Origin of the sequence: Fluviispira multicolorata, from assembly GCF_009208585.1 — a bacterium.
In the GTDB taxonomy this organism is placed as follows: domain Bacteria; phylum Bdellovibrionota_B; class Oligoflexia; order Silvanigrellales; family Silvanigrellaceae; genus Silvanigrella; species Silvanigrella multicolorata.
This window is the reverse complement of sequence record NZ_WFLN01000006.1, coordinates 187,679-211,147: the sequence shown is the minus strand read 5'-3', so window position 1 is coordinate 211,147 and position 23,469 is coordinate 187,679. Positions and strand designations below refer to the sequence as shown.

17 protein-coding genes and 1 tRNA gene are annotated in these 23,469 nt (G+C 30.8%); 7 read left to right on the top strand and 11 right to left on the bottom strand.

Features of this window, described 5'->3' with window-relative positions; genetic code table 11:
- Nucleotides 1-192: 192 nt before the first annotated feature.
- On the bottom strand, nt 193-2,649 hold the full coding sequence (gene leuS, locus GCL57_RS07300) for a leucine--tRNA ligase (RefSeq protein WP_152212698.1): 2,457 nt from the start codon (nt 2,647-2,649) through the stop codon (nt 193-195).
- 291 nt (nt 2,650-2,940) lie between these two features.
- On the opposite strand from leuS, the gene GCL57_RS07295 reads away from it, so the two are divergent.
- The gene (locus GCL57_RS07295) at nt 2,941-3,474 is read left to right on the top strand and encodes a DUF1003 domain-containing protein (protein ID WP_152212697.1); all 534 of its coding nucleotides are present in this window, start codon (nt 2,941-2,943) and stop codon (nt 3,472-3,474) included.
- Between the two features lie 2 nt (nt 3,475-3,476).
- On the opposite strand, the gene GCL57_RS07290 is transcribed toward GCL57_RS07295, so the two are convergent.
- Nucleotides 3,477-4,226, bottom strand: a complete 750-nt coding sequence (locus tag GCL57_RS07290; RefSeq protein WP_152212696.1) for an EI24 domain-containing protein — start codon at nt 4,224-4,226, stop codon at nt 3,477-3,479.
- Nucleotides 4,227-4,275: 49 nt separating this feature from the next.
- Here GCL57_RS07290 and GCL57_RS07285 point away from each other — a divergent pair, with 49 nt between their 5' ends.
- The 3 genes from GCL57_RS07285 to ligA all read left to right on the top strand — a co-directional run bounded on the left by GCL57_RS07285 (nt 4,276) and on the right by ligA (nt 10,058).
- A complete protein-coding gene (locus GCL57_RS07285; protein ID WP_152212695.1) occupies nt 4,276-6,627 on the top strand; it encodes a DNA translocase FtsK in 2,352 nt (783 codons plus the stop codon).
- A gap of 28 nt (nt 6,628-6,655) precedes the next feature.
- Complete coding sequence (locus GCL57_RS07280) at nt 6,656-8,014, top strand: helix-turn-helix domain-containing protein (protein ID WP_152212694.1); 1,359 nt, start codon at nt 6,656-6,658, stop codon at nt 8,012-8,014.
- A 76-nt stretch (nt 8,015-8,090) separates the two neighbouring features.
- The gene (gene ligA, locus GCL57_RS07275; protein ID WP_161597649.1) at nt 8,091-10,058 is read left to right on the top strand and encodes an NAD-dependent DNA ligase LigA; all 1,968 of its coding nucleotides are present in this window, start codon (nt 8,091-8,093) and stop codon (nt 10,056-10,058) included.
- Here ligA and GCL57_RS07270 read toward each other — a convergent pair.
- The gene (locus GCL57_RS07270; RefSeq protein ID WP_152212692.1) at nt 10,053-11,210 is read right to left on the bottom strand and encodes a ComEC/Rec2 family competence protein; all 1,158 of its coding nucleotides are present in this window, start codon (nt 11,208-11,210) and stop codon (nt 10,053-10,055) included. The genes ligA and GCL57_RS07270 overlap by 6 nt on opposite strands.
- A 193-nt stretch (nt 11,211-11,403) precedes the next feature.
- Here GCL57_RS07270 and GCL57_RS07265 point away from each other — a divergent pair.
- A tRNA-Arg gene (locus GCL57_RS07265) sits at nt 11,404-11,480 on the top strand.
- Between the two features lie 46 nt (nt 11,481-11,526).
- Here GCL57_RS07265 and GCL57_RS07260 read toward each other — a convergent pair.
- The 4 genes from GCL57_RS07260 to GCL57_RS07245 all read right to left on the bottom strand — a co-directional run bounded on the left by GCL57_RS07260 (nt 11,527) and on the right by GCL57_RS07245 (nt 16,189).
- Nucleotides 11,527-12,912 carry a hypothetical protein gene (locus GCL57_RS07260; RefSeq protein WP_152212691.1) on the bottom strand — a complete coding sequence of 462 codons (1,386 nt, stop codon included), beginning with the start codon at nt 12,910-12,912 and terminating at the stop codon, nt 11,527-11,529.
- A gap of 49 nt (nt 12,913-12,961) precedes the next feature.
- Nucleotides 12,962-14,284 (bottom strand): site-specific DNA-methyltransferase, encoded by a 1,323-nt coding sequence (locus tag GCL57_RS07255; RefSeq protein WP_152212690.1) that lies wholly within the window; start codon nt 14,282-14,284, stop codon nt 12,962-12,964.
- A 97-nt stretch (nt 14,285-14,381) separates the two neighbouring features.
- Nucleotides 14,382-15,422: a hypothetical protein gene (locus tag GCL57_RS07250; RefSeq protein WP_152212689.1), complete on the bottom strand. Its 1,041-nt coding sequence runs from the start codon at nt 15,420-15,422 to the stop codon at nt 14,382-14,384.
- Between the two features lie 527 nt (nt 15,423-15,949).
- Entirely contained in the window at nt 15,950-16,189 is a 240-nt protein-coding gene (locus tag GCL57_RS07245) for a hypothetical protein (RefSeq protein WP_152212688.1), read from the bottom strand.
- A 163-nt stretch (nt 16,190-16,352) separates the two neighbouring features.
- Here GCL57_RS07245 and GCL57_RS07240 point away from each other — a divergent pair, with 163 nt between their 5' ends.
- Nucleotides 16,353-17,264, top strand: a complete 912-nt coding sequence (locus tag GCL57_RS07240) for a DNA adenine methylase (RefSeq protein WP_161597648.1) — start codon at nt 16,353-16,355, stop codon at nt 17,262-17,264.
- 48 nt (nt 17,265-17,312) lie between these two features.
- Here GCL57_RS07240 and GCL57_RS07235 read toward each other — a convergent pair whose 3' ends face one another.
- The 4 genes from GCL57_RS07235 to GCL57_RS07220 form a co-directional block, all read right to left on the bottom strand.
- A complete protein-coding gene (locus GCL57_RS07235; protein WP_152212686.1) occupies nt 17,313-18,263 on the bottom strand; it encodes an acyl-CoA desaturase in 951 nt (316 codons plus the stop codon).
- A 204-nt stretch (nt 18,264-18,467) separates the two neighbouring features.
- Entirely contained in the window at nt 18,468-19,325 is an 858-nt protein-coding gene (gene rsmI / locus GCL57_RS07230) for a 16S rRNA (cytidine(1402)-2'-O)-methyltransferase (RefSeq protein ID WP_152212685.1), read from the bottom strand.
- 8 nt (nt 19,326-19,333) lie between these two features.
- Nucleotides 19,334-20,176, bottom strand: a complete 843-nt coding sequence (locus GCL57_RS07225; RefSeq protein ID WP_152212684.1) for an MBL fold metallo-hydrolase — start codon at nt 20,174-20,176, stop codon at nt 19,334-19,336.
- 15 nt (nt 20,177-20,191) lie between these two features.
- Nucleotides 20,192-21,814 carry a hypothetical protein gene (locus tag GCL57_RS07220; RefSeq protein ID WP_152212683.1) on the bottom strand — a complete coding sequence of 541 codons (1,623 nt, stop codon included), beginning with the start codon at nt 21,812-21,814 and terminating at the stop codon, nt 20,192-20,194.
- A gap of 350 nt (nt 21,815-22,164) precedes the next feature.
- Between GCL57_RS07220 and GCL57_RS07215 the strand changes: the two genes are divergently transcribed.
- Nucleotides 22,165-23,403, top strand: a complete 1,239-nt coding sequence (locus tag GCL57_RS07215) for an anthrax toxin-like adenylyl cyclase domain-containing protein (RefSeq protein WP_152212682.1) — start codon at nt 22,165-22,167, stop codon at nt 23,401-23,403.
- The last annotated feature ends 66 nt before the right edge of the window (nt 23,404-23,469 follow it).

The following is a 23,469-nucleotide window of genomic DNA, read 5'->3' as shown; positions in this document are numbered from 1 at the left end:
CAAAGTGATTCTATTCTCGTAAATATTTTAACTTCATTGGACTTAACGTACTTTTGATCCATAGAAAAATATATACCAGAAGAAAATTTTACTAAACCAACTAATTCATTATTTTCAATTTCTATTTTTGAAGTTAAATTTTCAAATTATTAATTTTATTGAGAGCTTAATTTTTAAAAATATATTTATTTTTTAATCGGTTGCAACAAAATTAAGAATTCTATTTGCAACATATATAGTTTTTCTAAGTATTTTTCCTTCGAGTGTTGCCTTTACATTCGGATTTTCCATTGCAAGTGCAACTGCAGTTTCTTGATCAGCATTTAAAGGTAAGGTGATTTCACCTCTGTGTTTACCATTGACTTGCACACCAATTTTTATTTCATTGTCTATTACAAGCTTTGGATCAAATTTGGGCCATTGACTTAATGAAATAAATTCATATTTATTACTGTCAGGTGATACTTTTTCTTCTACAATGCATTTATACCAAAGTTCTTCAGTTAAATGGGGGGCAAAAGGTGAGAGTATTTGTAAAAATACTTTTAATATCTCTTTACTTTTGCACTGAGTTTCAGCAACTGAATTTAAAAAAATCATCATTTGTGCAATGGCTGTATTGAAACTTAAACTTTCAATGTCTTCTGTGACTTTCTTAATTGTCTTGTGCAAGATTTTAAGATCTTGTTGCATGGCTTGAGTATTATTTAATAAACTTTTACCCTCATCTGAAACATAAAAGCGCTCAACACGACTTAAGAAACGATGAACTCCTGCAAGATTGCTATCATCCCATTCTTTTGTTTGTGTTAAAGGGCCCATAAACATTTCATAGACTCGAAGGGAGTCAGCACCATATTGTTCAATGACATCATCAGGATTTATACCATTCCCTTTGGATTTTGACATTTTTGCGCCATTTTTACAGATCATGCCTTGATGTACAAGTTTTTGAAATGGTTCTTTTACAGGGCATGCACCAATATCATACAAAACTTTAGTCCAAAACCTAGAATAAAGAAGATGTCCTACAGCATGTTCTTGTCCACCAATATAAAGATCAACAGGCATCCAGTATTTAAGTTTTTCAATATCTGCTACTTGTGAACTATTAAAGGGATCGACATAGCGTAGAAAATACCAACTGCTTCCTGCGCTGCCTGGCATCGTGTCAGTTTCAACAAATTCAAGGGAACCATCTTTTGTTTTTCTTTGAACCCAACTTGTTATTGCTGAAAGAGGGCTTTTCCCATCACCGGTTGGTTCATAGCTTTGAACTTCTGGCAGTGTTAAAGGGAGTTCTGATTCTTGAAAAGCTCTTATGACATTGCCTTGAGAGTCTTTCATAATTGGAATGGGTTCGCCCCAATATCTTTGACGACTAAATACCCAATCTCTTAATTTATAGGTGATGCTTTTTTCACCCTGATTTTTTTCTGATAAAAATTGAATGATTTTTTCTTTTGCTGCTTCAATATTTAATCCATTTAAAAAACTGGAGTTAATTATTATTCCATCTTCAGTGTAAGCTTCTTTTTGAATGTCTAAATTATTTTCACCTGATGAAACAACTTGGATAATTTTGAGATTAAATTTTAATGCAAATTCATGATCTCTTGTGTCATGAGCAGGAACTGCCATAATAGCTCCTGTCCCATAACCCATCATGACATAGTCACTGATCCAAATTGGAATTCTTTCATTACTTACTGGGTTAATAGCGTAAGATCCAGTAAAAACACCTGTCTTTTCTTTATTTAATTCTGTTCTATCAAGGTCACTTTTGCGTGAAGTGAATTCACGATATTCTGCAATGCAAGTTTGATTTTCTACAGCTGTAATTAAGTTAACAAGTGGATGTTCTGGAGCAAGAACCATATAAGTTGCCCCAAATAAAGTGTCGGGACGAGTTGTAAACACTTCGATACATTCAGAATTGAAATTTTCAAGCGCAAATTTAACTTTTGCGCCAATAGATTTTCCAATCCAATTTCTTTGAATTTCTTTTGTAGATTCTGGCCAGTCTAAAGTATTAAGATCTTCAATAAGTCTTTCAGCATATGAAGTGATTTTGAGCATCCATTGTTTCATTGGGACACGAAAAACAGGATGTCCTCCTCTTTCGCTTAATCCATCAATAACTTCTTCATTTGCTAAAACTGTTTTTAATTTTGGACACCAATTTACAAAAACTTCTGCTTGGTATGCTAGACCTTTTTCAAAGAGTTTTGTGAAAATCCATTGAGTCCAATGAAAAAACTTAGGATCACAAGTGGCAATTTCTCGGCTCCAATCATAAGAAAAACCAAGGCTATTGAGTTGTTTTTTAAAGTTTTCAAGAGATGCATATGTCAGTTTTGCTGGGTGTTCACCCGTATCAATTGCATGTTGTTCTGCGGGGAGGCCAAAAGCATCCCAACCCATGGGGTGTAAAACATTATAACCCTTCATGCGATAATAGCGTGAGGTTATATCGGTTGCTGTGTAACCAAGCGGATGGCCAACGTGTAAACCTGCTGCGCTGGGGTATGGAAACATGTCGAGAGCGTAATACTTAGGTTTAGATAGATCATCATTTGTTTTGAAGATATTCTTATCTTTCCAGTATTTTTGCCAGCGTGGTTCAAGTTGCTTGTGTTGGTACGCCATGTCAATCCTCGACAGTAAATGTTGAAAAACCCACCCTTTTTACCCTTTGGGTGCATATTAAACGAGCTCATTTGTAACAAAGAACAGTTGTGAGTGGAAGAGAGTTTCCTAGTTCTTAGGATTTAAATGTATATTTTTAAAGTTTAAGCATGAAATTTTTATGAGTCAGTGCAGAGTAAATATTTTGTCACAAAAAAGTCACAAAATATTTACAAGTATGTGACGAAAGTGTAAACTCAAGAAATGCGTCGTCTCTAACTGTAACATAACTGTCATAAGTAGGTGATTTTAATGCAGGCCGCTAGAAAGAAACTCAAATCTTTTCGTGAAATTCGTGACAAATCAGGAAGTCGTTTTTATGAATTCTCAACTTCTTGGTGGGCCTTACTGTTTTTTATCCTACTTGTTGGTGGATGTGTCATTTGGAACACATTTATGGTTCCTGCTCTAAAATTTGACCCTTATCCTTATAACGGTTTGAGGACGGCACTTGCATTGCTCGGAGCTATTCAAACTCCTATTTTGCTTTTATACAGTCGAAAATCTACTGACTATAGGAAGTCATTGCTTGAACAGGATTATGAGCTTGAAAAGAAAATATTTAAAAAAATTGAAATAATTGAAACAGAAATGAAACAGGATAGAGAATTATATTTAAAAGAAATAAAGCGAGTTGTGTTTATTGCAAGAAAAGTCTCTGGACAAAAGAAAAAAGTGAAGTCAGTTGAAAATAAAGAGCTGAAAAGTGTAGAAATTCATAAAAAAGATGTGCTGCAAAATAATAAATCTGAGCGTACTGAGAATTCGGATAGTATGACAGCTTAAATTCATAAATTTAAATCATTTTGGTCTTCAACATAAGCTTCACCCGCTTTGCTTTCAGCAACAATAATTGCTCCTGCTGCAGCCATTGCAAATGAGAATATGGCGCCTATTAGGGGTATATAATTCCATATTCCAAGGCCAAAACAAAGACCCCAATTGCGGATTCCAAAAATAAATCTTTTTCTAAGGGGAAGATTCATTAATAATAATGTTCTATCTATGCTGCTCCAACCAAGGTACCAAATGCCAACAAAAAATACGAGTGGGGCAAATATTTGAACAAAAAATGAAATTATTACAATACTAATAATTATTATGCCTTTAGTAACTTCAGAAATGATACTATCTATAAAATCCATAAAACTTTGTTGACGAATAGGCGTTCCAGATGTTTTTTCATATGCTTTTTGTGCGATAATGTCATAAAGTGGACTTGCGAACGCATTTACAAATGCTGTCCCAAAGATACCATAAAATAAGATTCCTACAATCCATACAACTGATTCTATAAGTGTTGGATTAAAAATAGGGGCAATGAACGAATCATGCCAATTTGTTGATAAGGAATTGAAAAGGGGCCGAATCCATTTTGCTATGATAATGTTTCTAATAAGCCAAATGTAGAATAGGAGATTAAATATGTGAGGTATCACTCCTAAGATCAACATGCCTTTATTGCTTTTAAAAAAGCTGACAGAGTGGAGTGGAGCTTTAAATCCAATAATTATTTGTTGGATAGGTGAATGGGACATTAGGTCCTCCTTTATAATTTAAGAATAGTGCGACTGATGGAGACTCTCAATGGCTATGTCCTCTGAGCTACAAAATAAAAATCAAAATGTGAATATAATGCAAAATAATGAGGCAAATAATAAAGAATACTTAAAAGAGTATACACATGTTCTTTTATTGGGTGTTGCTTTTTGTGTATTTGTATCAATTATTACATATAACCCAGCTGATCCGAGCGCATTTAATATAAGTTCCCAAGTGACAAATAAACTCGCAGAAATTACGAATACATTTGGTCCAATTGGAGCATCAGTTGCAGATTGGTGTTTCCAAGTTTTTGGTATAGGAGCAATCGTCTTTTCATTTGTTTTTATTGCGCAACTTTTAAATACCTTTCGTCGTCCTAAATTAAAGAGTCGATTTCCATTACGCATTTTTGGTTATCCGCAACTCATTTTTTGTTACCTCGGTTTATTGTCTTTAATTGCTCCCGAAACACATTTTAGAGGAATAGATCTTTATACAGGTGGTTTATTAGGCAATAGTATAGCGGTATATGTTATTTCACTCATAGGAAAATCAGGAGCAATTATTGCTCTTTCTATTGCAGGTCTTGCAAGCTTAACTCTATCGCTTGGAATTCGTCCTATCGCTACTGTTTCTTATCTTTTATCTTTGTTACCTTTTCGGGTGACGAAGGATTTTGTAGGTATCGTATCTGATGTTGCTCCTGAAAAAGAAAAAGAATCTGTACAACTCACACATGAAGAGATATTTAGAAGGAATCGTGAGGAAATAAAGAAAAACAACAGTGAAAATAGAATTAATAAAATAAGTCAAAATGAAAATATAATAAATGATAATAATTCTATGGAAAGTGAAAATATTGGTACTTTAAATAATATAAATTCAGCATTTTCTATTACAAAAACAGATTATGACTCTTTGTTAAACTTATTAGATTATCATAAAACTAATTCTCCAAAGAAAAACCCTGAAATTGAAAATCAAAAATTAAGACAAGAAGCAAATCAAATTGAAGATAAGCTTGCTTCCTTTGGAGTCAAAGGAACAGTTGTCAGAAGTCAAAATGGTCCAGTTATAAATGTTCATGAGTTTGAACCAGCTTCTGGAATTAAAGTTAATAAAGTTCTTTCATTGCAGGATGATCTTACATTAGCATTAAAAGCTCAAAGTGTATTAATTGGCTTGCAACCAGGAAAAAGTGCACTCGGAATAGAAATCCCCGCATCTATACGAGAGACAGTTTCGTTAAAAGAAATTATGGAATCTCCCCATTTTCAAAATCCTAAAATACCTCTCCCTGTTGCTCTTGGAAAAAATGTTGATGGTTCGCCCCTCATTGCAGATTTATCTGCAATGCCTCATTTATTGGTGGCAGGTTCAACTGGCTCAGGAAAAAGTGTGTGTATAAATATTATGCTTATGAGCTTAATGATGAGCAAAACGCCACGGCAGCTTAGATTATTGTTGGTTGATCCAAAAATGCTTGAGCTTTCAAATTATGACGGAATAGGTCATTTGCTGATGCCCGTGGTTACTGAGCCTGATAAAGCAGCTGGCGCTTTAAAATGGGCAATAGAAGAAATGGAACGGCGTTATCGCTTGATGAAAAATTATCAAGTTAGAAATGTCATGACTTTTAATAATGGAATTGAAAAGGGTGAAATTAAAGCACAAGATCCAACTGTAAAACTTGAATATCTTCCATATATTGTAGTTGTTGTTGATGAATTAAGCGATCTTATGATGACAGCACCTAAAGATGTTGAAGACAGTATTCAACGGTTGGCGCAAAAAGCGCGTGCTGCTGGAATTCACCTCATACTTGCAACGCAGAGACCAAGTGTAGATGTTTTGACTGGAGTTATAAAAGCCAATTTACCTTGCCGTTTGAGTTTTCAAGTATCTTCTCGGCATGATAGTAGAACCATAATTGAAAATATTGGGGCTGAACGTTTACTTGGTAAAGGTGATATGTTGTTTTTACCGCCAGGGATTAGTAAAGTTATTCGTGCACAATGTGCTTTTGTTACAGATAAAGAAATAAATTCAATATCAGATAAATTAAGAAAATTATATCCAGCGTTTTATGAAGCAGATGTTATGCAAGATATTGAAAGAGCATCTCAAGATTTAAGACAAAAAAATGACAAAGTAAGTGCATTCGGTATGCCCTCAATTTCAGGTGATAATGAGACGATAGATGAAAATACTCTTTATGATAAAGCTGTCGAATTTGCCCGTGAGTGCGGAAACGTAAGTACGTCAAGTATTCAGAGGGAATTCCGAATAGGTTATAACCGAGCTGCACGCCTTATGGATAGAATGATCCGAGAAGGGGTTGTAGGGCAATCGGAAGCCACTGGTAAACCTAGACCCGTGCTAAAAAGATTTTAGGACTGAATTCTAAAAAGGACTGTGGAATATGAATATAACGCAAGCCGCATCTGCAAATGACAAGAATGCTCTTGGCGTTACCTATGAAACTGCAAATATTGTCGGAAGTCGACTTAAGCAAGCACGTGAAAATCGTCGACTCTCACAATCCCAAGTCTCAGCGCGCGTAAAAATTAGAGATAGATATATTGAAGCAATTGAAGCCGGAGATTGGGATGTATTGCCTCCTGGACTCAACGGCAGAGGACTTATTCGTTTGTACGCAAGAGAACTGGCAGTACATATTCCTGAATTTGAGTCTTTCCAGCACTTGCAAACGGTAAGAGTTGAAAGACAGTCTGAAAGTCTTATGTCGTCGACTACAAAAAAATCAAAATATCATCCTGCTGCCGAAGAGTCGGCCGAAGTCATTCGTTCCATTTCGAGGCGTGATTTTCAAAAAGTAACAGGAAATGAAGGTCATGCAGAGTATGCTGTGCCTGCAACGGGTATATCAGAAGACGTTTCTCAAACCAGAACTTATAATAGACCTGCGTATATTCCACAAAGACCACATTCGAATGCAATTGTAACTCCAAATGCATTTGAAGTATTGGGTATAGAAGTAGAAGAAAAACAAAACTATCACCCTCCCCAAGCAAATTATAAAAGCTTTCAAGAGAGCGCATTGCCCAGAGCAGAGCCTGTGAAAAGACCTGTTCAAGAAAATACTTATGTTGCGGCTACAGAAAGTAGAGTTGAAGTAAAAATAACTGAAAGTGAGCCCATATATCACTCAAGAATTGATAATACACCTGAAAGTAATGATTACAGTGAAGAACAAATAACAAAGAAAAGATCCTCCGTCGATATGGCTCCAATGAGAATTGTTTTAGGTCTCGCATTTTTTGCGATATTTGGATTCATCACTTTATTTTTAAGCTCAAAGAACACTCACCAAACTAAAGGAACGAGCTTAAGCGCTAAATCTATAGAAAGTAATATTGAGAATGCTGAACCCATTCCTTCAAGTGTTGTTGATCCTAGCATTCCAACAAATAAAGAAAATAAAAGTGTGGCAGAACCTTCTTCTCAAACGCAAACTGTTGCTACTGGTGGAATGAGTATTTCTTCACAAAAAGTTTCGAATTCAATGATAATTGAACGGACTGCAAAAATTAATGTAACAAGTAAAGTAAATATAATTGTTGAGTCAGATGGAAAACAAATTTATTCAGGAATCCATCCTGTTGGAATATTTGAAATTCCATTTAAACAAAAAGCAGAAATAACTATTAGCGATGCATCAAAGGCTTCTTTAACATACGAAGGCTGGGATCATGGTCCGCTTGGCTATGCTGGTCGAAAAAGAAAAATAATATTAAATGCTCAGCCCTATGCTGAATAAAGCATTTTATGGAAAAGCTTGATTCTTATTAATTAAGATTGTTATAACCCTCCTTGGCTCTTTGGGAGGGATTTTCGTGATTACTAAAAAAAATATAAAAATTGAAATTGAAAACATAGCCTCACAAATTCTTTATCATAAGAAATTATATTATAAGGGTAAGAGTATTATAAGTGATGCTGAGTATGATGCTCTGGAACAAAAATTAAAAGAACTTGCTCCAAATCATCCTGTTCTAAGTTTAGTGGGCTACCCATTTTCTGAAACAAATAATAAAATTTCACATAACTTACCAATGTTATCTTTAGCAAAAACTTATTCTATAGAAGATCTATTTGAGTTTATAAATAAGTATGAATGCGTTGCAATGGATAAAATTGATGGAATGGCATTGTCAATAGAGTATGATGAAAATGGAAATTTCTTACGAGCATCTACTCGAGGAAATGGTAAGTTTGGAGAAGATGTTACGGAACATGTTTATCATATTAAAGATATTAGTAAAAAAATTATTTTAAATAGCAGCGGAAAATATAAAATTGAAATTCGAGGTGAAGTTTATTTCCCACTATCGGAATTTCCAAAATTTACAGATCGTTTTGATAGTTTTAGAAATGCAGTCCCTGGAACATTAGGTAGAAAAGATGTAGAAGAAGCAGTTGATGTTCTAAGAGTTTTAAAATTTTGTGTCTATGATATATTAGTCTTTGATAAAGATGATAATTATATTCCTGCCCGTAATTTTTCTAAAATATTTTCGATCGAATCAGATTATTTTGAAAAAATTAATATTTTAGAATCTTTAAGTTTTATTACAGAAACATCTCATATTAGCGAAATAAATAATATTAAAAATGTTGAAAATTTAACTACATTTTTAAAAGAATTGTATTCTATAGAAAGAGATTATCAAATCGATGGTATAGTTTTTCGTTTGAGAGATGAAATTATTTGGGAATCCCTCGGAAATACAGCTCATCATCCAAGGGGAAGTCTTGCTTTTAAGCAAGCAGGAGAAACTGCAGAAACAGAAATTCAAGCAATAGAAGTTAATGTAGGGCGTAGTGGAAAAATATCTTTTCGAGCAAAATTAAATCCTGTGTATTTATCTGGGGCTAAAATTTCATATGCAACTTTGCATAATGCAGAGTTTATTGAGCAAGGAGAATATGCTGTAGGAGCAAAAGTTGAAATAATTCGTAGTGGAGAAGTTATTCCCGCTATTTTGCGCTTGGTAGAACCTGCGGAAAAGAAATTTAAACTTCCTAGCATATGTTTGTGTGGTTCTCTCTTAACTCGTAAAGGACCAGATTTATTGTGTCTTGATAATAAAAATTGTACGTTCAAAGATCAAGAAAGCCTCGTCTATTATGTATCATCACTCGATATTATGGGAGTGTCTGATAAAATCATAATGAAAATTCGAGAAGCAGGACTTGTTCAAGAACCAGCAGATTTTTATAAATTAAATGTGGAAGATCTTTTGCAAATAGAAGGTTTTGCACAGAAATCATCTGAAAATGTAGTGGCTGCAATTCAAGCTTCAAGGCAAATTCCTTTGGCAAAGTTTTTAACTTCACTTGGTTTAAAAAGAGGAGGTGCAGTAAAATGTCAGGAAGTAGCAAAGAAGTGTGGAACATTAAATAATACATTAAAATTAAGTGTTGAAGATCTTTTATCTGAAAAAGGTTGGGCACAAAAGTCGGCAGAAGATTTTGTTGAATCACTTAAAAATAAAGAACATGTAATTGAGAACTTATTAAAATTTGTGACTGTTTTAAATGATGATAGTGGTATTATTACAGATCAACAAAAAAATCACCCTTATTTTGGAAAAAACATTTGTATTACAGGAGCTCTTTCGCGTCCAAGAGAGGAATATAAAGCAATGCTTGAAAAAGCAGGTGCTAAGCTTGTTTCTTCAGTGAGTTCTAAGACTGATTTTTTGGTCTGTAATGAAACTTCTAGTTCATCAAAATATAAAGATGCAATTAAGCACAATGTACAAATACTTTCTGAAGTTGAATTCTCTGATAAATTATAATTTAAAAAAATATTTTCGTGCATAATAAATTTTTCTTTCTTTATAAAGATCAATTGTAATCCATAAAATAAAAAGCACTGAGTTTAAATAAAATAATCCTTCCTTTTTAAAGAGTGGGTTATTTTTTTCAAATGGATTTTTAGAAAAGTAAGGTTCAGAAAAGACAAATGATATTTTTTTTAATAAAGATAAGGAAAAATCAAGCATAGAAATAATATTTTCAAAATATATAAAATTTTGTGGTAGAAATAATAGTAGAAGTGAAAAGGGAGTTATTAAAAAACAAACTATTGGCAGTGCAATGAGATTTGCCATACAGGATTGAAATAAATTAATAGAAGAAAATGGATAAAGAATTAATCCTGTAAAAATTGAAGTAAGAGATGTGCAAGATAAAACAATAAATATTTTTGATTTTTTAATAAAATAATAAGAAATACGTAAAGAAATTTCTGCACAAGAAGCACCAATTGCTGAAAGTAAAAATGAATAATTAATTAAAATATTTCCAAAGAAAAGAGATATTAAAATTAGAATAAAAATACGGTTGAAGCTTGCAACAGGTATATTTGGAAAATAGGGAAAGAGATTTAGATAAACAGATTGTAATGATTTTATTTTACTTAAATATGTTAAAGAAGAAACACGAATGAGTGCTCCGGAGCAGCCAAACATATGGCATATTAAAAGTGATAGTATTAAGGATAATATTGTTTTAAAATTATATATTAAATTCATAAGGGTTAGAGGAGAAGAAGAACTTCTTAAAATATAATAGAAAATATATGAAATAAATTGACTTATGCCGCTTGCAATTGGTACAACTTGGCCTCCTGATATTGCAAGTAAGTGTAAAAGACCTGAAGATTGAAATTGATTCGCTTCTGTAAAAGATAACATTCGAATATTTCCTAAAAAATTGAGGGCCAAGTTTTTTTCTTCCATTTGCGAAGAAATAAAAAACGCTTTGTTTTTTACACCCTTAGAAATATTAAATATATTTTCAAATATTCCAGTATTTTGAATGATATGTGATGTAGCTTGTATTGATATTATGAATATTAAATATGAAAAAATGGAATATAGAAAACCAACTGAAAAAAGATGTAGTAAATTTGGAGTTTTATAATATTTATTTTCAAGATTGTCCAAAAATTCTCCAATTCGCAAACCATTGGTAAAGAAAAAGTTATATTCCTTTAAAATGTGTTTTTCTTTTTAAGAAAAAAATTGGACAGATTGAGTCTCAGTTTGCTCAGTTTTTGGAAGATTTTTCATAAATAGAGAAAGTAAAAATAATTAGCCCTTGACGGAAGAGCTTTTTTTTGCAAAATATAAGGATTATGTCGCCATAGCTCAGCTGTATAGAGCACATCTTTCCTAAAGATGGGGTCGCAGGTTAGAATCCTGCTGGTGACGCCATTTCTTTTAAGAAAGAAATTTATATTTCCTTAGTCTCTTAATTCATTTAGAAATATGTATATGTAACATTTCCATTGTTATCTATAATAGCTGTTATTTTATTTTCAGGATCTATTTTTCCTCCATAGCCTTCGTAAATAATTGTCGAATCAACATCGGATTTAAAATCTGGAACAATAATATCTTGCAATTCTTTGTGAGTTTCAAAGATTTTTTTTGAAGTGATTTTGAGAGTTTTGTAAAATGGAAACTGAGTGTTTTTTTGAGAATTACGATTTGGAATTAAATAAATAACTGTGGATAATATAAATATATGTAAGTAGATATTGAATTTTTTAACTTTAAAAACTTCTTTAAGTAGTAAAAAAAGAGGTAATATTGCTATTGGAAAAATATTTGCAACAAGTAGATAATTCTCTCTCGACCATGAAGGAATACATGAATATCCATAGTAACATAAAAATAAGAATAGGAAAGAAAATTGAAATAAGGGATCTTTAAATTTTTTCTTAAAAATACAAATTAGTAATAAAGATAGATAAATAATTATATAGGAAATAATGTAATTGTAGGTAAAAATATAATCAGCTATATTTTGAAACAAATATATAAATCCTTTTCCAAATGCTCCTTTAATAAGGAGGAATCTATTAAAAGATTGATCTGTTCCATTTTTATATGAGATAAGTTCATTTATATTATTTATCATATAAATAATATAAGGAGTTTGTAATATTAATATAACTAAAAAACCAATGAGAATGTAGTGAAATTTTAATTTTAAACTCTTAGTTTTTATAAAAACAAATAAGAGCACCCCTGCTGTGTAAAAAATTGCTGGAGAATGACTTTGAAGAGCAAACCAAGAGAAAATCACAAAAATAATTATACTCAATTTATTATTAACTGTATATCCAGCTTCAAATAAACCTTTATATATGGCGTAGCCAAAAGATAAATTTACAAATGCAGCAGATAGATTAGGATTCCATGCAGTTGCACCAATCGAAGCGAGTGTGGGACTTGTTATATATAAAATAATAAGTGACAGTATTAAAATGGTTGAAGAATAGTACTTTTTAGAGAAAACAAAAAATAAGAAAGCACACGAAAGTGCATTTATGAAACTCAAACCGTAAACAGCTACATGTGGAAGATAATGAAAAAAAGGACCTATGAAGTGATAGATACCAGAAAGAATCCAATAAAAAATAGGGCCAAATGAGTATCCTCCTGTTAAAATGGGAGTGCCTATAAGTTGCAATTCATTTGAGCTTGCAATTCTCCAGTCTCGAGTTTGATCACCGAAGAGCCAGTATGTATTGTTTACATCATGAATTAAATAAATATATGCAAAAATAAAGACTGAAAATGTTAGAATTCTTGTAATAAATATTTGATTATATAAAATCGACTGAAGTCTTTTTTTCATTATTAAAAATCTCTCATAAATAATGCTAATTATTTTAATATCAATAATTTTAGGTATTATAATTCAGCTCATAAAATTGAAAGCCACCGCCTCCTTTCCAATTCATTTCTTTTGAAATACCAAGATTATCCTTTCCTTCTAAAACTTGCACAAGTCTTTTATGCGCATGGGTATAAATTTGATCATCCTTTTCAATGCCTATCCAAGATCTTTTCATTTTATGAGCAACTGCAGCAGTTGTGCCAGAACCTAAAAAACAATCCAAAACCAAGTCTCCTTCATTAGTTGACAATAATAAAATTCTTTTTATAAGAGATTCTGGTTTTTTTGCATTGCAAAACGTCACTCCTCCTTCACGGGCAATTCCATTCCAAGGAATATCGCACCAAATATTTGTTAAAACTTCAGAAGGACAAAGTTTTCCATTTATAATTTGAAATCGCTTATCGTAAAAAAGAATTTGATTGCCATTTAGCAAATAAAAATGCTCGTCTTTTTCATTTGGGCACTGAAAAATAATACCTTTATTTTTAGTGGAGAGTTCAATAAATTTTTGCCGCTTTACTTTTGCCCCTCCTCCAATTGGTGCAAGACGAAATATTTGTCTTGCATTATTAATTGCAAATTCAGACAGTTGAACTTCTAATTCCTCTTTTAAAATTTTTTTCTCATTTATTAATAATTTATAAGAGGAGGTATTGTATTTAATTTTTGCAAATGCATCTTTGATATTTTCAAATTTCCACAACGAAATATTCTCTTCTCTATTATATAACCAATAGGAGTATAATTTGTCGTATTTTTTTTCAATATAAAGTGGCTTCAGCTTTAGATTCTCTTTATTTTTCGCATAAAGTAGTATGTAGTTAGCACTTGAAAATAATATTTTTCCAGTAACTTTAAAACCAGAAGGATCATGCGTTTTTATAGAAATAGTATTGATATAATTAGATCTTCCGAAAATATTATCTAATAATATTTTTGCATATGCGCATTCATTATCATCTAAGTGTAAGAATAAGCAGCCATCTTCACTTAATAGATTTCTGCACTCAATCAATCTTTCATGCATCATACCAAGCCAGAAACTGTGCTCGAATTCATCGTGGTATTTGAGTTCCATTCCTTTAGAATTAATTTTGACCCCAGTGTTAAATGGAGGATCAATGTAAATACATTTTACCTTATTTTGAAATGATTTTTGTAAATATTTCATAACTTGATAATTATCACCATGTATAAGCATATTTTGTGAGTTATGATTATTTCTTGATAAAGTTGTGTTTTCAATAATTGTTGAATTTGGGGCAGATATTATTTGATCTTCAAATTTATATTTAAGTTCAAGTTGATAATGTGCTATATGCATCATACATACATTCCTGTTTAAATATTTATAAGTTAAATGCCTATATAAATAGTATAGTTGAAAATATGATAATGCAAGTTGGAAATATTAGGATACAAAATTAAATAAACTTATTTATTTCTTCATAAATTCTTTTTTCAGTTTCAATTTTTTCTTTTAAATTATTGCTTGTTCTATTTACATTGTCCTTAATTTGATTTGCAAGAAATTCGGTACAGTGGGAACGGATAAGCGAAATTTCTTCGCATATCATGACGGCCGTATCTCTCAATTCTATATTATCTTTTAATAGTTCTTTTGCTTTAAATATTTTATTGTTTTTTTGATTTTCCGAATTATTTGATATAGTCAAAGCTTCATTTAAAATTATTTCTTTTTTAGGGGATTTTATTATTTTCTTTCCAAATCTAAATAAACCAATAATGAGGCCATCAAAATATTCATTTCTGCCAATTAGAATAACACCATTTAAGATTTCTATACCTTCAAAATTCTTTCCTTCACCAAAACGTAGTAGTTCTCCAATTTGAATTCCTCTAAAATTTTTATTTTCAAATATTTGAATAAAATTAAGGATATTTATATATTTATCATGATGACTGAATTTACATTTAAATAAATTATGTATATTTATGTTCATATTTTTGATTTTTTGACTGCTATTCTGCTCTGTTTTTTCTATTAAATCAGATATTTTTAGAATTATTTTTAGATATTCTGAAAGAGATTTATCAATAATATAAATAAATTCTTTGTTTGATTTGTAAATAAGAAGAGAGAGTTTTAATATATGATTTAAATCATTTGAAATTTTTTCGAAACCGTTTTCTTCAATAATATTTGATATTTCTTTAAATTTGCTGCGAACCGTTTCAATATTTTTTTTTGGAAAAAATTCTTTTCTAAAATAATATATTCCACTTGCCAATAATATAAATAAAATAATATTGATCCAAGAACTATAAAAGAATGAGAAATGATTCAAAATTCTGGGTGTTAAATCGAATGAAACAATCAATGCAACTAAATATAACATCCAACTTAATGATTTTAAAATAGACGCTTTGCTTTTTATGCTGTTTTTAGAGAGTTCCTCTTCTTCAATGTATTTTAATAGTGAAAGAGAATCTTCAGAATTCATAAATCGTTTTTGCTCCAATTAAGATTAGCTCAATTTAGTCAAACACTTGCTGAAAGAGTATAATATTTTCTTTAAATATCAAACTTTATAATGCATGTAAATTTTGAAAGTAGAATTGAAATCAATTTCTAGATGGGATACGTGTTTTTATAATTTTAAATATATTAAATTTGTTATTGGATATCAATAGTTGTAAAGATCGGATGGTTTATTTTATTTTTTTTATTTTCATGAAAATGATCTATTTTATTTGATTTTTTGCTAAAATTTAATTGTTTCATTTTTAGGTTGAATCTATTAAGTGTTTCTAAAAGTGGAAATTTAATCTCTCTTTTGTTGAAATAGTTATTTTTTCATAATTTATAATTTGGGTAATATATGGTTGTATTTTTGTATGTATATATCCTTTTTAATAAAGGAATATTTTTATTTTTAATAATCGAATATATAATACTAATATATAAAAGTGATTCACTTTAGAAGGCTTAATTTAAAGAGTGCAAAATTTGTTTAATCTATTAATAGTATTAGGTATTTCTGTCTAAATCTTCACTTGAAGAACTCTCATCAAAGATCTCATTACACTTTCTGCACATATACTTTATTTTTTTGGGACGTATGGTAATACCGAATGTAACAAGGAACCAGCCAATGCCTGAATATTCAGCTTTTGGGGTTACCATGTGATGGTATTTATCGTAGCCATCTCGACATGTTCTAAGAGCATTGTTCTTTTGATGCGATACAGTTGCATTATTTTCAGTCATAAAGCCTCCATTTATGAGTATTTCTTAGAAAACTCTATAGCATGAATTGCTTCTCGTTTTCTACTTTGTTTCATAGATACTCTAAATATATGCTTTTATACGAGTCAATAAATAAAATTCGTTAGTGAATCCTTTTTCAATGCTTCCGTTTTGGAGTTTGGCTATGAATGATTCTAACTTTCACTTTTCTTTAAAAGAGAAATCAAAACCAATATTAAAGTGGGCTGGTGGAAAAACAAATTTATTACCTCAACTCCTCAAAATATTTCCAGTTAATTTTTATCGCTATATTGAGCCTTTTATTGGAGGAGGAGCGGTTTTTTTATCCTTAACAAAAAAAATACCAGCAATTATAAATGATTATAATAAAGAAGTGTTTAATTTATACATGGGAATTCTTGAGAATCCTAAAGAAATAATCAAAAATTTAGATAGATATGCAAAATTATATTCAGAAGAGTTTTACTACGAATTAAGAAAGAATATTCCTTCTTCTAATTATGAGAAAATTGCACGTACTATTTTTCTAAATAAAACTGGTTTTAATGGGTTATATCGTCAAAATTTAAAGGGTGAATTTAATGTTCCATTTGGAAAAAGAGATGCATGCCCAACCCTTTATGAAATAGAAAATTTTCTAAAAGTGTCTGAAAGACTTTCCTCTGTTGAAATATTTAACGAAGATTTTGAAAATGTAATTGACAAGTCTGGTCAGGGTGATTTTATTTATTGTGATCCACCTTATGAACCTCTGTCTCAAACATCTTCTTTTAATAGCTACAATAGTATAGGATTTAATCAGCAAGAACAAATACGTTTATATGACTCATGCGTAAGAGCTTCTCGCAGAGGTGCATGCATTATTATTTCAAATTCTAATTCTAAATTTATTTTAGACTTGTACAAAGATTTTGAGATCAGAAAGTTATTTGCTAAAAGAGCCATTAACTCCAATGGAAAAAAGAGAGGGGAAATTGAAGAGGTTCTTATTTTTATTTGCGAACCAAATTTAAGAAAATTTTATTTTAACGAAGTAAAACACTATTCTAGTAATGAACTAGAGCTATCAATGTAAACAATATTAAATCCTTCATTAAAATTGAGAGGATTTAATATTGTTTAATTAAACTGCTTTACGTTGTGAAGTCAGTTCTGGAGTGGAACTATGTGGAGAGGTAGAATCATCACTTTTAAGTGAGATTTCTTGTTTAGAGCCTCTATTAGGAAGCTTGAGATCTGTAATAAAGCCAAGAGTCTTTAATGTTGATATCATTATCCAAGTTTGGTCAAATTGCCACCATTCCCATCCGTGACGGGCCGCTCTAGGTTGGGCATGGTGATTGTTATGCCAGCCTTCACCAAAGGCGAGAATCCCTACCCACCAGTTATTACGAGAATCGTCATTCGTGTTATGTGGACGCGTTCCCCATTTGTGAGTTGCTGAGTTTACAAACCATGTTACGTGGTAACCAGAGACAAGTCTTAAGAAAACTCCCCAGATTATAAAGCTCATAGCATTGTACCAGTCAAAGCCAGTGGCACCACCTAGGACTCCGCCAAGTGCAAATAATGAAAGACCAACAATGACTTGAATGAGAATCATATTTTTCTCTAGGAACATAAAATATTTAACTCGAGCAATGTCAGGACAATAGTGTGAAACCTCTGCAACGTCGTTTAAATCGGCACGTCTATTAAAGATAAAGCCAATGTGGGAGTGCCAGAATCCTAAATTCATATCATGTGGGTCGTACTTTGTGTCGGAAAAAGCATGGTGAACTCTATGCTGTCCAACCCATGAAATAGGACCACCTTGGCAGGCAAGGGTTCCGCAAAATGCAGCAAAGTTTTGAATAAAGGAATTTGTTTTAAAGCCTTTGTGACTCAAAAGTCGGTGGAAACCAAAGGTAATACCAACCATACCTGTAAGGTAATGCATTACTAAAAAGACTATTAAAGCCTGCCATGTAAAATAAAACCAGCAAAGTGTTAAACCTATAATGTGTACTGCAGTAATCCAAATGAAATTTCTCCAATTGAATTTTGTTATTGATGCAGATTCTCTTAATTTCATAAGTCCCTCTAAAATTTTGAAAAAAGTGTTACACACTCCTTTTACGTTCTAACGGTAATTTTAGAGCAATGTGAAGGTTATAAACGTAAAAGAACTGTAAAGAGGGGTAACTATTTGAATTTGCTTGGCTATATTGTTCTTGTGTAAGATAGATTTAAACAAGAGTATAAGTTATTGTTATTTTTATGTATTTATAAATAATTATTATTGCTTAAGTTTTAAAAAAGTATTGTAGATTTCTTTAGAATTTAATTCATACTTTTCTGCAATTTCTTTGCTTGCTTGCTTTGCTTGTTTACCCAGTTTAACCCATTCTTGAACTTCTATTGCAGCTTCTTCAGGAGTTCGTATGAGATTCTCATTTTTAATTTCTTCGATATTTACAGTGACAACGAATTCTCCTTGAACTTCAATTTTATTTTTTATTTTTTCTAATGAATCATTGATATTTCCAATAATATGTTCTTCAAATTTTTTAGAAATTTCTCTTGAAATGCATACTTGTATGGGGCTATCAATAAAATAATTTTTTAAATTATTTAATGTGTCAATAATTCTTTTAGGGCTTTCAAAAAAAATAGCTATACAGGGTGAAATAGACTTCCATTTAGCAAATTCTTTTATTTGATCTTTTTTATTGCGCCCTAGAAAACCAGAAAAAAGACTTCTTGGTTGAATAAATCCACTTGCAGCAAGCGCAGAAGTCATACTGCTCGGTCCAGGAATGCTTAATATACGAATCCCATTTTTATGAGCAGCTCTAATAAAGTAACTGCCAGGATCTGAAATACATGGGGTTCCCGCATCGGATACAACTGCAGCACTTTTATGAGTTGAATTTAAAATTTTATTTATTAGATAATCTGTTTTATCTTTTTCATTATGGACATGTAAGCTTTCAAGTTGAGATTTTATACCAAAATTATTCAATAATTTACTTGTATGACGTGTGTCTTCACAGGCTATAAAGTCAACACTTGAGAGAATGTTTTGTGCGCGTGGAGAAAGATCTCCTAAAGTACCAATTGGGGTAGAAACTATATAAAGAACGGCTTCAGACATTATTTTCCTTAATTAAATTCAAAAACTTCAGCACTGTATTTTCCTTTTTCATCTCGTTTAATTGAAGCAAAAGGATGTTTCGTATCATGGGTAAAAAATAATTTTGCATTTTTAGTATAGAGATCATCTAAAAATTTCTTTTTTTCATCGATGACAAGCTCAGGGTATCGATCATATCCCATTGATATGGGTATGTGCATCCAAGCAAAACCAGGAATGAGATCACTTGCAAAAACAAGTAAATAATTCTCTAGATGTATTTCTGCAAGCATAAGCCCAGGAGTGTGACCATTGGAAAATCGAAATGTAACAAAAGGAGCAAGATCACTTTTTCCATCTTCCTCAATTAAAACCAAGCGACCTGATTTTTCAAGAAGATTGTTTAAAATGGGAATAAAAGAAGCTTTGTCGCGGGGATGAGGATTGATAGCTCGTTGCCAATGCTCTTTTCCTACATAAAATTTAGCATTTGGAAATAAAAGTCGAGTTTCTCCTTCGTTATATGCTGAAAGTAATCCGCCTGCATGATCAAAGTGTAAATGAGAAAGAACAACGGCATCTATTTTTTCATGAGGAATATTATTTTTTTGTAAATTATTTAGAAGAACATGTTCTTTTTCAACAACACCAAATCGATCCTTTAATTTTGGTTCAAAGAAGGCTCCGACTCCGGCTTCAAATAGAATATTTTTCCCCTGCTTATTTTGTATTAAAAGGCTTCTGCAAGATAAATTAATTCTATTTTCTTTATCACATTCTACCCAAGATTCCCACATAGTTTTGGGGGCATTTCCAAACATGGCTCCACCATCTAATTTTTGCGTGTTGCCTTCAATAGGAATAACTTTCATGAACGAGCTCCAATATCATAAATTTGTTGGGTCATAATATTTGTCTATATACGGATTTTTGTGCTCTAAATAGCTTGGAATTAATTTTGCCAATATTTCAGAACTGATAATAATCCATTTTCCATTTTTTTGAATGAATGGCCCTGGCAATGGTAATAGTTCTTTGGGTTGTAAGTAATTTCCTAGGGAAATTGTTTTTGTAATAAAAGATCTTATAGAACCTATAACTTCTGGACTTAATTCTTTACCATTCTTTTGAAATAAATCTCCAGTGGGAGAGAAAAGTCTTAATTCAGGAATTATTTTATTGCCATCTGTGTCTAAGGTTATAGATGCTTTTTCTGAATACCCTGTAAGCTTATTAACTTTATTTTCGAAATCTGAAAAATAAACTTCACCAGCTGGTGATGAAAAATAATCAGATAATATATTTGAATTTTGTCTGATTCTTTCTGAAAAATCAATCAATTCGTTCTGGATTTTAATCATGTCAAATAATATAGAAAAACTCGTAAAAGTTTTTGGAGAGTCAGATGGTAATAAAAAATCATTTCCTGAAGCAGAGACAGATGTAATAATATTATTCGCTTCTTCTTTTACATTTAAAGATGTTAGATTTTCTATATAAGATAATTGATTAGAATAAATTAATGTTTTGCCTTTTAAAGTCCAATATATATTCAAATTTAATTTAAAATCATTGCTTAATAAAGATAAAATTGCTTCAAAATTCTTTCTAAATTTGTCTCTTTGTAGGGAGAACCTTCCACAGTAATCCCATGGGTTGATTTTTATTGAACAGATTGAATTTAAAAACTCTGAAGGATCGGTGACAGATAGAGTTAATTGAGAATGTTTAATATCTTTAAGATCATCCTTTTTAAGTGTATTAAATGAGATATTTAAAGAATGTTTTTTTAAATAATTCTCTAAATTTTTTGGTATGCTTTTAACAAATATTTCTTCAAATGAATTGGGAGATAGCGAGCCATCCTTTTTTAAATACGGTGCAAGAGATAATAAAACGATGTTTTTGGTTGAGAGTTGGAGTTGTGTTGCTCCACCAAATAGAAATGTTTGTCCATTCCACAACTCTTCTATTAAAAATGAAAGAGGTTTTGAAAAAGGACTTTCTTCATTTTGGGAAAGTTCGAGTTCATTGGCTATTAAATTTTGGGAATCTTGCGTAGGAAAAAACTTGCTTTCTTCTGGTATGTAACCATAATTTCTAGGATCAAAAAATTCATGTTCTTCAGTGGTTTCTTCATCAATAAAGTTTAGAAAATCACTTAATACCTCATCGAGCTTTTTTATCATTCTTTTACTATTTTGTGGTTTAATATCTAAAATGAAAAATCCAGTGGAACCAACGTTACTTGTTGGAGGGAGAGTTTGTTTTGAGTTTGTTTCTACTAGACCCATATTTTTTGAGAAATGATAAAGCTGCTGATTAAAGCTCTTTGGGTAATTATAAGTTATTGCAAACGCAGGCTTTCCAGATTTTTTTGCAAGATCTGAAAGTTGAGGAGTATTATTTTGTACTATTTGGTATAAGTAAAAAACAAAACAAGTAATTATCAATATTATTGTTAGCATGCTTGTAAATAACAAAAGAATGATGTTTGAATTTTTTTTCATGTGCAGCTCAATTACTCATTTTTTTGAATCGTTTTTAAGTTCTTTAATTTTCTATTCATGCGCAACCAATGAATAAAAATATAAATCAACTCATAGCTTTATATTAAACTATTTCTGGCAAAACTGTAATAACAATATAAGAGATATTTTCTCTCTAAGCCTATGACTTAACATATTTCTATTTTTTCTGTGATCAAATTATAGAAAATGTTTTTTGATCTCAATGAGTCTACAATTTCTATTTGAAAGCAGTCTTGACTTTTTTATAATGAATTTGATAATTAAAGTAATTATTTTTAAATTTTAATATTTTTAGATAATTATATCTTTATATGAGTTAAGGATTTCTTATGAATTTAAATAATAAATCAGTATTTATGCCAAAATTTAGCCAATTATCTCTATCTCAGTTTCCACAGCTTTCCATTGAATGTGGAATTTTAATACGTGATATATCTGGAATTTTAGATATAGCTCTAAATGAAAATGTAATTATTATGTTTCGTTCTACTGGAGCTTATGCTCGTCCTTGGCTTGAGCAAGGATACCCATCTAAAAACTTTCATATTAAAGGAAAAACTTCAGATTGGGGACTTCATGCTGGCCTTGTTCCTTTTGAAGGAAAGTATAGCAAAGTATGGTTTGATGAGATTGGAGCCAAAAAAGGTTCTGAGGAAAATAATAATGCAATTAAAGAAAAATATGCCACAATGTCACCTCTTATTATGAGTGAACAAGATTTGATTAAACAACTTAAAAATTTGAGAGCTCGAGGAAACTCTATTACGGAAAAATTTTTGAGGGCAGATAAATTTGGCAACCGCTACTTTATTTGTAGTGTATCAAAAAGTAGTAGGAATAAATGTTTTTATTTTAAATTAGAGTGTATTTTAAATAATTCATTAATGAAAAAATATAGAGTATTTATTTCTGAAAGTATAGATAAAAATTTTGAACAGCTTTTTGTCATGGCTTATTTGGTCTCAAATAATAATAAAAACTATATTACCGGCGATTACGATTTATTTAATATTTGTCCGCTTTTTAGTGATTATAGTTTAAAAGATATTCCAATGGAAAAAAGACTAAATTGTATTGGAACATCAAATTTATCATCTCCATCATTTTTTCGTTATAGAAATAATAATGAAATGCATCAAAAAATTAATCAACCCAATTTTCCACTTAATGAGCATCCTCATCAAGGAAATATAACACCAAGAATTCAAACTATAATAGAAAAATTAAGTAAAAGACTGACTAAAGGAAACGCTTTACCTAATACGAGAATACATCATAACACGGAAGCATATAATCCATTTGCAGATATTTTGGAAAATTGTTTTCCAATTTCATATTTTTTACCTAAAAATATTGCTAATTTAAAAAGTACTAGAATTAATGATAAAGTAAAATATGGTTATGGATGGTATGGGAGTGTTAATAATAAAAACGAATTAATTGAATTTATAAATTTTGTTTTTGAGAAAGGATATTTTTTCCCAATTAATAAAAAATGGAATTTGGAGTCTTATTTTATAAGAAAATATGCTTCGAATTTTATAAGAAAATCATCAATTTTTTTGTAGTCGTTGTAGAGTTTAATTTTTAAGGAGGATTAATATGCCTTAATAAATTAGGATTTTTAATTGAAA